The 12443-nt window shown below is 71.0% G+C and carries 9 protein-coding genes; 1 reads left to right on the forward strand and 8 read right to left on the reverse strand.

Annotation, left to right across the window (positions count from 1 at the left end; all coding sequences use genetic code 11):
- Window positions 1–50: 50 nt before the first annotated feature.
- The 7 genes from AB0F82_RS36815 to AB0F82_RS36845 all read right to left on the reverse strand — a co-directional run bounded on the left by AB0F82_RS36815 (window position 51) and on the right by AB0F82_RS36845 (window position 10811).
- Window positions 51–935 (reverse strand): glycosyltransferase family 2 protein, encoded by an 885-nt coding sequence (locus AB0F82_RS36815; RefSeq protein WP_362635747.1) that lies wholly within the window; start codon window positions 933–935, stop codon window positions 51–53.
- 33 nt (window positions 936–968) lie between these two features.
- Window positions 969–1832, reverse strand: a complete 864-nt coding sequence (locus tag AB0F82_RS36820; RefSeq protein WP_362635749.1) for a hypothetical protein — start codon at window positions 1830–1832, stop codon at window positions 969–971.
- Window positions 1829–5536 (reverse strand): methyltransferase, FxLD system, encoded by a 3708-nt coding sequence (gene fxlM / locus AB0F82_RS36825; RefSeq protein ID WP_362635751.1) that lies wholly within the window; start codon window positions 5534–5536, stop codon window positions 1829–1831. Before fxlM ends, AB0F82_RS36820 begins: the two co-directional genes overlap by 4 nt.
- On the reverse strand, window positions 5533–6363 hold the full coding sequence (locus AB0F82_RS36830; protein ID WP_362635754.1) for a class I SAM-dependent methyltransferase: 831 nt from the start codon (window positions 6361–6363) through the stop codon (window positions 5533–5535). Before AB0F82_RS36830 ends, fxlM begins: the two co-directional genes overlap by 4 nt.
- A gap of 186 nt (window positions 6364–6549) precedes the next feature.
- Window positions 6550–7863, reverse strand: coding sequence for a methyltransferase (locus AB0F82_RS36835; RefSeq protein ID WP_362635768.1), 1314 nt, complete (start codon window positions 7861–7863; stop codon window positions 6550–6552).
- Between the two features lie 5 nt (window positions 7864–7868).
- On the reverse strand, window positions 7869–9242 hold the full coding sequence (locus AB0F82_RS36840) for an MFS transporter (RefSeq protein WP_362635755.1): 1374 nt from the start codon (window positions 9240–9242) through the stop codon (window positions 7869–7871).
- A 102-nt stretch (window positions 9243–9344) separates the two neighbouring features.
- Window positions 9345–10811 carry an NUDIX hydrolase gene (locus AB0F82_RS36845; RefSeq protein WP_362635758.1) on the reverse strand — a complete coding sequence of 489 codons (1467 nt, stop codon included), beginning with the start codon at window positions 10809–10811 and terminating at the stop codon, window positions 9345–9347.
- Between the two features lie 310 nt (window positions 10812–11121).
- Between AB0F82_RS36845 and AB0F82_RS36850 the strand changes: the two genes are divergently transcribed.
- The gene (locus AB0F82_RS36850; protein WP_362635760.1) at window positions 11122–11454 is read left to right on the forward strand and encodes a hypothetical protein; all 333 of its coding nucleotides are present in this window, start codon (window positions 11122–11124) and stop codon (window positions 11452–11454) included.
- 125 nt (window positions 11455–11579) lie between these two features.
- Here the strand turns inward: AB0F82_RS36850 and AB0F82_RS36855 are convergent, their stop codons facing one another.
- The gene (locus tag AB0F82_RS36855; protein ID WP_362635763.1) at window positions 11580–12257 is read right to left on the reverse strand and encodes an Lsr2 family DNA-binding protein; all 678 of its coding nucleotides are present in this window, start codon (window positions 12255–12257) and stop codon (window positions 11580–11582) included.
- Window positions 12258–12443: the final 186 nt, after the last annotated feature.

A 12443-nucleotide genomic window follows, 5' to 3' on the forward strand; every position in this document is an offset into this window, starting at 1 on the left:
ACGGTGGAGAAGAACTCACAGGACACACCTTCCGGTTGGGTTCGTGCAGGTCAGATGACGGGCGGGCGGCCCGCAATGGTCAGCCGCCACACCGTGCGCCAGCTCATCGGGCGCCGCTCCTGGGCGCGGCGGTTCGTCCAGCCCTCGCGCATGCCGGCCAGCGTCTCGCTCAGCCCGCCGGTGTGTGCGGCCCGGGCCAGGGTGATCGCGGTCCACACGGCGAGGTAGAGCGGGATGAGCAGAGCGGGGAGGTTGCGGTAGGCGACCCAGATCCGGTTGCGGGCGGCGAGCCGGTGGAACAGCGCGTGCCGAGTGGGAGAGGTGAGCGGGTGGTGCATCCGGAGGTCGGCTGCGTAGTAGCCGGTCCACCCGGCAGCCCAGCACTGCCACGCCAACTGGAGTCCCTCGTGGTACAGGAAGAACTCGGCCGGCCACCCTCTGACCGCGTCGAACGCCGCGCGGCGGACGAGGACGACGCCCTCGGTCATCGTGGTGATCGTGCCGGGTCGCTCCGGACGGCTCGCGCGCAGCCGGGGGACCCAGCGGCGCGGCGTGGTCACATCGTCCGGGCCGGTCAGTCTCGGCTGTACATATGCGGCACGCGGACGCTGCTGGGCTTCGGCGATGAGTTGGGCGAGGACGTCGGTGCGGGGGAAGGTGGCGTCGTTATCGAGGAAGAACAGCCACTTAGCCGCATCGGGTTCCCGGCCGAGGGCGTCGGCGCCGGCGTTGCGCCCGCCGGGGATGCCGACGTTCTCCGGCAGGCGGACGGTGAGCGCGCCGGGCGGCACGACTTCGGGCTCACAGCCGTTGCCGACCACGCACACCCGCACATCGACACCGGCCTGCGCGAGGAGGGTCTGCTGGGCGGCGGCTTCCTCGGACGGCCGGTCGTTCATCGTCAGCACGACGACGTCGATACGCGGGTCGGGCACGGGTTCCTCCACACCGGCAGTGGGCCGGGTCGGTCAGGGAGCGGGTACGGGGGTGCCGGTGAGGTGCTCGGCCCGGCGGACGATGAGCGGTGCGAGCTGAGGATGGACGCCCCTGCTGCATGCCTGCAGGAACTGGCCGAGCGCGACGAGTTCCCCAGCGCGGCCGGCAGCCGTGCCGAGGACGTGGGCGAACTCGTGGCGGATCCGCGCCGCGGTCGCCGGCGCTCTCAAGGAGTACGCGTGCAGGAGGCCCAGGTCGTAGCCGACGGGCAGGCGCCCCCAGTTCTCCCAGTCGAATAGGACCAGGGGCGCGTGGGTGAGGTTGGCCCAGTGAAGGTCACCGTGGCCGGTGGTGTAGTCGTGGATCTGGATCGGGTCGATGCCGAGGAAGCGGCGGAAGTTGGTGTCGATCCACCGCTGGCGGACCGCCTCCCGATCGGTGGGCACCGTGGCGACTGTCTCCAGCGCGGTGCGCAGATCCGCCCACCACGCGCCATGAAGGGCGACATCGCGGTCTAGCACGGGGGTACCGCTCGTCACTGGGGGCACGGTGACGTATTCGGTGAGCTCGGCGCGGTAGGCGGAGCCGTCGGCGGCCCAGTCGAGCAGGCCGCGCAGCCGCGGCCGGGGCACCGACCGGGGCACGAGCGCGTCCGCCAAGGCGGTGCCCTCCCACAGCCGACCTCCCTGTTTCGCGACTGGTGCGGCCACGACACGCAGCCAGCAGGTCCCGGCCCGCCGGCTGAGGGTGCGGCCCTGCCAGCCCCACACTTCCGGCCCGGACGCGGTCGCCTGGAGGCTGCGTGCCGCGGCAGCGTGAGCGGACCGCATCCCCGTCTGCTCGTCACGTGCCGGCGGCGCGGCGAAGACCGCCTCCGGTGCTGGTCCGACGGTCACATGCCCTCCCCGGAAGCGGCCGGTGCCTCGACCCGGTCAACGGGGGAAGGCAGGAGGGCGTCACGGCCGGGCCACTGCACCACGACGCGGCAGTGGTCCTTGTCCACCACGTCGCCGGGAGGAAGCCGGTGGTCCGGCGTTCCGGCGGGGTGTACGGTCACGGCCGGATCGGTGCTTTGCCCGCCGTCGCCGCGTACGTCCCGGTCCCAGGCCCTGACCGCGTCCGCCAGCTTCTCGCCTAGGGCGGGGCCCTGGTCACCGAAGGTGTGGACGAACCACTCCCTTTCCCGCTCCTCGCGGATCTCGCTGTGCCGGGTCTGCACATAGGTGAGGTAGGCGAGCGAGGCGTCGCCGAGGACAGCCGGCGCGTCCGAGCCGGTGGTGATCTGGACGACCGACGTCTCCTGGTCGGCGGTGACCGCCAGGCGGCAGAACCCGGTCAGCGTCGTGGCCGCGTACAGCTGCAGCAACCCGAAGTAAAAGCCTGGCCCCATGGTGACGCCGGTGGCAATCTCGTGCCGCCGTCCGCGCAGCGCCTCCTCCAGGCCCTCGACGCTGCCCGCGGGGCCGTCCTCGAAGCGGAGCTGCAGCTGACCGTCCAGCAGGTCGGCGACTGCGGCGGTGCGGGCGTACGCGCCCTGGGCGGGGACGAAGCCGCAGTGCGTGAGCTTCCGCGCGACCAGCACATCCCCTCCCCGCTGGAACGTGATCGCCCGCGTGTAGCCGCCGAGCTCCAGGGGCAGGACGAGCCGACCGCCATCAGCGAGCTGGTCTCGCCAGGCCGGGGCGATGTCCCAGCAGTTGTAGGTGATCAGGACCGCGTCGAACCCGCCGCGCGGGACCAGATGAGCCGGCGCGCCGTGGGCGGCGTCCCCGTGGACGACGGTGACGCGCCCGCTGCCGGCCTCCGCGGTGAACCGGCGAGCGCGGCGCACGACGTAGTCGTCGATGTCGCTCGTGACCACCCGCCCACCCGGACAGACGACATGGGCGAGCAACTCGGCGTTGTACCCGCCGGAGCCCGCCTCCCACACCACAGCGCCCGGCTCGAGATCCAAGCCCTCGATCATGTCCGCCTGCAGCCACGCCGCCGAGACTGAACTCGTAGCCCGCCCTGCTTCGTTACGGCGCGTGACGATGGCGACGTCCCCAGCGTCGTACGCCATCCTCAGGTTCTTCTCGGGGGCGAAGCGGTGGCGCGGCACGGTCCGCAGTGCGTCACGGACCGGCTCGGAGACGGCCCAGCCGCCGTCGATGACCGTCTCGACCATGGCCCGGCGAAGCCGGACCGCCTCGGCCGGCTCACCCGGCACGGCCGGCTGCTCGCCGGCCAGCGGGTAGGAAGTTGCCGGCGGCAGGTCAGGAATGACTCCAGGCCAGACAGCGTCCAGCGCAAGCGCAGCAGGCAGGAACACTTCCCCCGCACAGGCCAGAGCGTGCACGTCGACGAACTCCCAGCGGTCGAACTTGTTGGGCTCGGGGTTGCCGAGCGTCCCGGACCAGCTGGTGATACGGACGACGGCCGTGAGCCGGGGCACGCCGTGGCTGTCGTCGACGATCATCGTTAGCACGTACGCGTCGTCCGCATCCGCGACCAGAGCCGTCTCCTCGGCGAGTTCGCGCACCGCCGCGGCGGCGAAGTCCTCCGAACCGTCGGTCTTGCCGCCGGGCAACTCGAGCATGCCGCGCCGCGACCGGCCGAGCAGCACCCGGCCGGCCTCATCGGTGACGACGGCGAGGGCACCGATCAGGGCATGGCCCGTAGTCGGCCTCTTCTCGACGGCCCTGGTGTCGGTGTGACAGGGGCCGCGCAGGACCAAGACGGTCAGGCCGTCTGCCTCCAGCCGCTCCACCGTCTCCCATCCGACGGCGAGCACGGCGATCTCGTCCCCGTCCAAGGCGATGTCGCGCCGCTCCTGTGGGGTGGTGTCCATCACCGGCGTGATGACGACGAGAGCTCCGCCCCTTCGCAGCCGCTCACCCAGCCCGTGAACGAGGCGACCGCGGTCCTTCACGAACGGGTACATCAACCGGAGGGTGATCAGGTCGTACCCCTCCTCGTGCAGCGGGGCCCAGTCATCGTGCTCGATGTCCAGATGCAGCCAGAGCACGCCATCGACGCCGGCGTGCTCCTCGCGGGCCCGGGCGATCGCGGTGTCGGCGAAGTCGACGGCGTCCACGGTGTACCCGAGACAGGCGAGGTAGGCGGCCAGCTCCCCGCTGCCGCAGCCCACGTCGAGCGCCCGCCCGCCGCCGTCCGGGGCAGGGGTGTGCTCGGCGAGCAGTTCCCGCTCGCGCTCACCGACCTGCCGGAAGTTCTTGCCGTCGCTGTAGTGCTTCTCCCACTGATCGCGGGCGGTGTACGTCAACGTGCTGCTCCTCGTGTGTGGCGGGGCGGGGTCAAGGGCGTTGTGCGGCGCGGAGCCGGGCCAGGGTGCGTCGGCCGCCCTCCACCAGCTCGGGATCACCGTGTGTAGTGCCGTAGGAGATGCCAGAAACGGCATCCAGGACGGACAGGGCCGTGAGCTGGGCTTCCTCCCCCGGGTGAAGGGGCGGCCGTAGCCGTCCATCACGGCGGCAAGGAGGTCTGGACGGCCGTGCCAGGCGTCGGACAGCCGGACGAAGTCCCGTACGGCCGGACCTTCCTCCGACCTCTCGAAATCGATCACGTACAGAGCATCGGCGGCCCCGTCCCAGCGCAGATTGCGTAGCTGGAAGTCGCCGTGCGTGGGCACCACGTCCAAAGCGGGCAGGTCGGCGGCCTTCTCGGCCGTTGCGCGGACGAACTTCTCGGCCCCCGGCGCGAGGTGGGGGCGGGCTCCGTCCAGGTGCCGCTCCAGCTTCCCCAGGGGCAGCGTGCCGCCGGCCGGCTCAGGCGGATACGTGGCGCCGTGCAGAGACCGGCCACCCACCGCGGTGAGCACCACGGCCCGTAGCTCGGCATCGGCAGCCACCAGGCGGGGCGCGGCCGCGCCGAGCGCGGTGACCCAGCCACGGAGCGCGGCAACTGCACACTGGTGGAAGCGCTCGTTCTGGTGGATCTTGACGTACCAGGTGCCGCCCTCAGCGCCGCGCGCCCGCCATACACAGCTCTGCTCGCGTGCCCAGGAGACGTCCGTCCAGGTGGTGATCCGGCCCACCGACTGTTCGGTGAAGGCGCGCACCGCTTCCTGGGGGACGGCACCTCGGCTGTCGGGGTCGGCGACCAAGCCCAGCCGGTCGGCGGACGGGTCGTAGGCGATCGGATCGCCCGGGTCCTGGAAGTGCACTGCGACTGGCGCGCCGGCTCGGTAGGCGTCCAGTCCTGCCCGGCAGTAGGCGACCATCGACGCCGGGAGCTTGTCGAGCGCGAACCACTCGATCGCGTCGCACTTGTCCGGCTCCATGACGCGCGGGGTGCCGCTCCAACGGCGGACCTCGAAGAAGAACCCGATCCTCGCCTGACCGCCGGGCGGCCGGTGGTGCACCGTGACGGCAGGCCGCACGTCAGATGGGTCCACGACGAGACCGGTCTCCTCCCGCGTCTCGCGTACGACGGCGTCGACGACGGTCTCGAACTCCACATGGCCCGACGGCGCGTGCCACAGACCGCTCGCGTACACGTCGCCGGCCCGCCGGGACAGCAGCACTTCCCGGCCCTGCTCGCCGTCACGGACGGCGAGCAGGTGCACGTCCACCGGTACGGTGTGCCGCCCACCGCTCACGCCTTGCCTCCCGGACGCCGGGACAGCAGCACGGTGAACACCGCGTCCTCAACGAGGCCGCCGCGTTCGCTGTGCCGTTCCAGCAGCTCCAGGGCTTCGTCTTCGAAGCGGTCGTGGCGGTCGCCGAAGAGGTCCGAGCGGGCGAAGCTCGTGCTGCGCAGGTAGCCGAGGACCTGGGCCGGCGTCCAAACACGGCGGACAGGGAATCGGTGCTCGGTGACCCGGTTGAACGGCGATGCGGCGAGGTCGTCCTCATACCGCCGGCCCGGTCCGGCATATACGCCGCCCGTGCCCGCGCGGCGCTCGTCGCCCAGGTAGGACTGGATGAGCTGCTTGAGCGCGGCCGTCCAGTCCGCCCAGCAGGTCCACAGGCTGCCGTCCCCCATGATCGCCACAGTGGCCTCGGGAGCGGTGACACGGTCGGCCATCTTCAGGACGGCGGACCGGTCCATCCAGTAGAAGGACCGTGCGCAGGTGACCAGGTCCGCCCGGTAGCCGTCGAACGGGGCGGTAAAGTCCTCGGCCGCCACCGGGTGGAAGCCGGCCGGGCGGCCGCCCAGGAGCGGTTCGAGAGCGGCGGAGGCCTGGCGGAGCATGTCCTGGCCCGAGTCCACCAGGTCCACGCGGTCGATCCGGGGAACGGCCGGAAGCAGAGCGGCCGGCACCTGGCCCGTGCCGGAGCCGAGGTCGAGGAGGACTGGCCGGTCGGCATCCCGCATGGTGTCGGCGAGGAGCGAGACGACCTCAGGCGGGATGCCGGGGCGGTGGCGGGCGTAGTCCGCCGCCGCCGACGTGAACAGGTCCCTCGGCTCGTGCAGTTGGGGCACCCCGTAACTCCTTGTTGCTGTGCGGCTGGTGTGGCGGTGGCTGCGGCGTGCTTGAGGAAGCCGTGCGGATAGGCGCAGGCGACCAGATGCCCGGTTGTTCAGCTGCGGTTGTGCGGGTCGTAAACACCCCCGCCTGGTAGATGGGGTCCGGCGCGTGCCGGGTGACGGCGATCCGGGCGGGCGCGTTCATGTCGCCTGCCGGGGGACGATCGCGAGCGGCGGCAGTGTCCAGGTCAGGGACTTCGGGCCCGCGCCGGAGGTGACGTGCTGGGCCCCGGTGCTGTCGCGGAGGTCGACCCGGTACGGCTCGGGCCGTCCGGCCTGCTCCCAGCGGGCGTGGAGGTCCTCGAGTTCAGCCCAGACATCACGCGGCCCATGGACTCGGACGGTGCCGTCGCCAGGGCCGGCCACGGCCCAGGAGTTGTCCTCGGGCGCGACGATGGTCATCGTCTCGGCCTGGAAGTCCCGCACCGTGCCGGGGACCAGGTACGCTGCGGCGAGCCAGAATCCGTAGGCGTCGTCCGGCGGCGGCGCGAGCCGCGTGGACCGTGCCGTGCCGGGGTCGTCCTTGATGCGGGCGCGGTGGTCCAGGGCGTTGAGCCAGCGGTAGCCGAGCAAGGGCCGGTACCCGCGCGGCCGGCCCCGCAGGACCGCCTCGACCGTGCCGTCCGTAGTGCGGGTGACGAGGAGTTGTCCCGGCCAGCTCGGCGTACGGGTCGAGAGCGTGGTGAGCAGCCGGCCGCCCGGGGCGAGCTGTTCCACCCACGGCACCGGGACACACGGCACGCCGATGCCGGAGTGGATCCGGTCGTAGGGCGCCCTCGCCTCGTGCCCTTCGAGCGCATCACCCTCGATCACCACCGCGCCGACGCCAAGGTGGTCCAGGTTCCGCTGGGCGAAGGCCGCCATGGGTCCGTCCCGCTCCACGCCGGTGGCGAGTCCGGGGCCGGTGATGGCGGCGGCGAGTGCGAGGGAGACGCCGGGGCCCGGCCCGAGCTCCAGATACCGCTGCCCGGAACCGAGTTCCATGGCTTGGAGGGCTTCGACCGTGGCGGGGGTGTAGGTGGACATGGACGTCATGTGTCCGCCGGTCACCGGCCCGCGGGGGAGAGCGTCAAGGGGTTCGCCGTCGCGCTGGAGCAGGATCGACTCGTCGCTGTGGATCAGCTCGAGCCACTCCTGACGGTCGTCGGGGTGGGAGCCGTCGAGGAGGCGCCAGTCGATCGGATCCGCGCCCGGTCCACTGACCCGAACGTACGCGTGCGGAAGCAGGATCTCGCGTGGCAGTGCGAGCAGAGCCTCTCGCACGGGACCGCGGCCGAGCTTTCCGCTCTCCTCGAGCCGGACGACCATCGCCGCCCGTGCCGCCACAGCCTCGGAGGTGTCAGCGGCGGACTGCGGCGGAAGGAGGGGCGCGGCGGCCCCGGTGTTGTCGCTCAGCACGGGGTTCTCCAGGGGATCGGGTGGTGCGGCAGCTGGAGTCGCCGTCGAGTTCGGCATCTCGTTCACGAGGCATCGCCTCCGAGTGAGCGGTCGTGCTGCCCGTCGTCCGCGCACGCTGCAGTGGGCACGGTGGGAGGGGCGGTCCGGGCTGCGGGAGGCGACGGCAGGGTGGTGGCGGGCGGGTCCGGCATCTGCCGTAGGGCGCGGATCGGGGAGCGGGCGAGGACGACGAGCGGAAGCAGCAGCAAGATGGTTCCGGCGGTCAGGGCGGGCCGGACCCCGATCCACGTGCCCAGGCCGCCGGCGAGGAGCGCGGCCACGGGCCGGGCGCCGGACGTCAGCCACGTGCTCACCGCCTGCATCCGCGCCTGCATCCCGGCCGTGGTGACGATCTGACGGATGGAGCGCTGGGTGGTGCCCGCGGCACCGGCGCAGGCGAGCTGGACAAGGAGCGCCGCCCCGATCGTGATCTGCCAGGCACGGCCGGGGGAGGCGAGCAGCAGCGGGAGCTGGGTCAGCGGGGTGATCGCGAGCGCGGCCAGCATCATCGGCCCCGGCCCGTACCGGCGGGCCAACGCCGGGGCGGTGAGCGCTCCGGCGGCCGCGCCCAGCGCGCCGAGGCCCAGCACCACCCCGAAGACGGTCGCGCTCATGGCGAGAGATCGCAGCAGGTACAGGGCCCAGAGGGTGTTGAGCAGCCCGAGTGCGAACGAGGTCGTGGCGTTGACCAGGGTCAGTGTCCACAACCGGTCATCGCCGCGCACATACCGCAGGCCCTCGCCGATCTCACTGCGCAGCCGGCGGGACTCCGGGCGTGCGCGGGTGGGTTCGGCGGTTTGGATGCGGGCGGTGCACACGGCACTGATCAGATAGGAGGCGACGTCGCCGAGCAGGGCCCGGGCGGGGCCGAGCAGCGCGGTCAGCGCGGCGCCGAGGTGGCTTCCGGCGGTCGCGGCGACCGCGAACAGGGCGCCGACCCGGCTGTTGCTCCGCTGGATCAAGGACCGGTCGACGAGGCTGGGCAACAGGCTGATGGCCGCCGCGTCGTGGAGCACGCTCGCCGCCCCTTGCACCACGGCGACGATCATGAGCTGCGTCAGGGTCAGGCTGCCCAGTGCGGACGCCACCGGCACGCTGACGAGCACTGCGGCGCTGACCAGGTCGCCGGTGATCATCTGCCGGCGCTTGGAGTGCCGGTCGGCGAGCGCGCCGGCGTGCAGGGCGAGCAGCGCGGGCGGGAGCTGGCCGAGGAACGCCAGCCAGGCGACCTGGGCGGTTGTCGCGTCCAGGTGGAGCACGGCCAGCACCGGCAGCGCCATCTGCGTGATCGAGCTGCCGGCCACGCTCGCGGCCTGGCCGGTCAGGTACCGGCGGAAGTCCCGGTGCCGCCACAGCGAGGTGCCGGTGGCGGAGGGGGTCTCAGTGCAGGGCGGCACGCAGTACCTCCCTCGGCTCCGCCAGGCGCTCCCGCTTGACGTGCGAGGGCTCGGTCTGAGCCCGCCGGCTGGGTGCGCTACCGGCGGGTGTGCTCACCCTGCTCACCAGCCCAACTGGGAATACAGGTGGCCTTCGGCGATCGCGGTGATGGCCGTGCGGGTGTAGGAGACGATCCGGTCCGGCAGTTCGTCACGCGGCCACCACTGCCAGTCCAGACACTTGTCGGACTCGCACACCTCGGGGGTGCCCTCCCACCGGCGAGCCCGGAAGATGAGCTGCATCAGGGGCAGACTGCCCGGAGTGTCGACGACGTGGACGACGTGCGCGAGCTCCACGTCCGCGGGGTCGAGGACCAGCCCTGCTTCCTCCCACGCCTCGCGGACCAGACATGAGAGCGCGGACTCCTGCTCGCACCGCCCGGCCAGGTAGTGCCAGGTGTCGCCCGCGTACTTCGACTTGGGGTGACGCAGGCCGAGAAGCACCCGGCCTTCGGCGTCTTCGAGGTGGAGGTGCACTCCGACGCCGTTCAACACCACCCGGCTGCCCCCGTCCCACACGGGAGGAGCCACGGCCGGCTCCCTGCCCGGGGGATTCTCGGCCGCGTGCCGGCGAATCAGGTCCCGGGTGGCCGGGCTCAGGCGCAGCCGGTCCAGTTCGTCGACCGCGAACCAACGCAGGAGCACACCTTCGTGCAGCGCGAGTCGGTCGGGGTTGCCGCGCCACCGGCCGGCGAAGACCCGGACCGGGACGCTGAGGCCGTCGACGCTGGTCGCGGCCTCCACGGCGTAGGGGTTCAAGTCCTCGATGCGGAGATCGGGCACCTCTTCGGACAGCTCCCGCAGCAGCGTGCCCTCCAGGCTCTCGTCGTCGTGCGTGCGGCCGCCGCCGAGAAGGGCGAACGCCCCCGACTGCCAGATGACGCCGGGCTTGTGGTCGCGCAGATGGAGCAGGTAGCGGCCGGCCCCGTCGTGGATCAGCGCGGACGCGTTCACTGGCTCCGGCCTGCCGTCCAGACGCGCCGCGAGGAGTTTCGCGCGCAGCGTCGGCGAGGTGACTTCCGAGAGGTCCAGCCACCGTACGCCGGACACCTCCTCATCCTGCAGAATCAGCTGGGGCGGCACAGGGTGCGCGAGGTAGAAGGCGAAGCGGATGTCGAAATGCTGGTGTTCCGGCTCTCCTTTGGATGGCCGGGCGGCGATGTCGTGGATGGCGATGTCGACGGGGCCGTCGAGGAGCTGGGGGGTGAGGCATAGGTCGCCAGCTGCGATCCCTGCCTCTTCGTGAACCTCACGCAGCGCTGTTGCGAGGAGCGTGCGATCGGCTGGATCGATGTGACCGCCGGGCGGGATGGTCAGGCCGCTGGCTCGATGGTGGATGTGGAGCACGCGCTGGTCGTGGTCGATCACGATGGCGCTGCACGTAATGTGTCCGGGCAGTGTTGAGCGGCTCGTTGGGTCTGCGGGTTCTTCGAGGGCGCTCACCAGGGGCTGCAGGTGACCGTTCTCGACCGGGTGGCGTTCCAGATAGTCGTTGACGAGGCCGCGGATCTCGGAGCGACTGGGCGTCATGTGGGTGCCTCTCAACGTGGGAGCGGAGTGCCTGCGTTTGGTGCGACAGCCTGCCCCGATGGGCAGGCATTGCCGTATGCCCGGCGGAGATCACCTGGTTCTCTGAGGGCGCTGGAGGTGGGTGCTATTGCTCGGATCAACGACCACTGGCGCCTGGTCGAACGCGTGTCTTTGAGCCGAATCGGGTTCCGCGCAGGCATTCAGAAAGCTGATGGTGCACAGTGCATCCACCCTTGGGATGCGCGGACTTGATGTCCAAGTGAGATGGCCGAATCGCCGGTGCTGATACTCGTGTGACAGGTGAGACTTAGTGGCTGTGGCGCTGCTCCGGGAGCGGCTGCTGAGCGATCAGTTCGGCCATGCCGTCGATGGTGGCGAACCGGGGGTCGAACAGGTCGGTGTCGGAGATCGGGACGCCCTGCCGAAGCCGAAGTCCATCAACGCCAGCGCATGCGACCTGGTCGAGCAGACCGCACCCGTGCACCCGCTCACCCGGCAGGTGTTCAGCGCCCCGGAGAGGCCCTCGCCTAACTCGAAACTCGGGCCGGCCGTGAGCCGGTGGTCCTCTTCGACGTCGGCGGCTATTTCGCACCCGCCCTCGGTGACCTGTACGACCGCTTTTCCGGCCGCATCCTGGGCGTGATCGAGGAACCGAGAACGGCCATGAGAAGTACGCCGACGTCGACAAGCTGCCCTGCCCCGTCATTGTGGCCGCCCGCTCCCCGCTGAAGGCTCCACCGCGGCCTCCGCTGATACCTGGCGGCGCGCTCAGGCGGGGTGGGCTTCCTCCCAAGCTTCGCGGACTTCTCGGGGGATTCGACCACTTGGGGGGACTTGGAAGCCATTTTCGCGGGCCCAGTTCCGGATGGTCTCGGTGTCGATCGATCCTCGGGAGGGGGCCTCCTGGATCTCGTATGCCAGGGGAACCGCGGGATCGAACTCGACGGGCTGGTCCAGCAGGCCGTCGGGGAACTGCGGGACCTGGCTTGTTCCGCTGAAGACGGAGGTCAGGAAGGCTGTGAGGGTTCCGTCATAGGTGAACCATTGGGGGCCTCGTGCTTCGTGGACTGCGATGCGCCAGGTGTCGGGGGCGTCTTCGGGGTCGGTGATCCAGAACACGTATTCGCCGTTGTCGGTGGATCCGATGACGAACAGGTGTCGGGGGTCGTGGGGCACGGGGTATGTGCCCCGGTCGTAGTCGTCCTGCAGGTATGCGCGGACACGAGAGGGCATCGGCCCGGTCAGGCTTGAATACGGTGTCACGCCGTGTGGGTGGTGGATGCCGATGTAGTCGCCGAAGCGGCCCGGTCCGTAAGTGGAAGCGAGCAGCTTGTAGTCCTCGGGCAGGCGCATGCCGAGCTCGGCTTCCACGCGGTCCCAGTCGATGGGATCGGGCTGGGTGGGCGGTGGGGGGCAGAGTCGGGTCAGTTCGCTCAGGTTGGTCACGGTGTTCCTTGTTGGCGTCGGCGTAGTTGGTCGGCGTGTTCGGGGTTGAACAGGTCCTTACCGAGGGAGAAGCCGTCCGCTCCGTTGGCTTCTAGGCCGTGTATCGAAAATGGATCTTGCGCGCTGAATGATCGTGGTCATGGGGCGGGGAGATCTCACGGACGAGCAGTGGGCGTTGCTGGAGCC

It is taken from the genome of Streptomyces virginiae, from assembly GCF_040638905.1.
Taxonomy (GTDB): Bacteria; Actinomycetota; Actinomycetes; order Streptomycetales; family Streptomycetaceae; genus Streptomyces; species Streptomyces virginiae_B.

What these genes read in the sequence shown, in the direction of transcription:
- AB0F82_RS36835 (WP_362635768.1), bottom strand. Translation starts at nt 7,863, where the DNA reads ATGCCGAACTCGACGGCGACTCCAGCTGCCGCACCACCCGATCCCCTG.
- AB0F82_RS36845 (WP_362635758.1), bottom strand. Translation starts at nt 10,811, where the DNA reads ATGACGCCCAGTCGCTCCGAGATCCGCGGCCTCGTCAACGACTATCTG.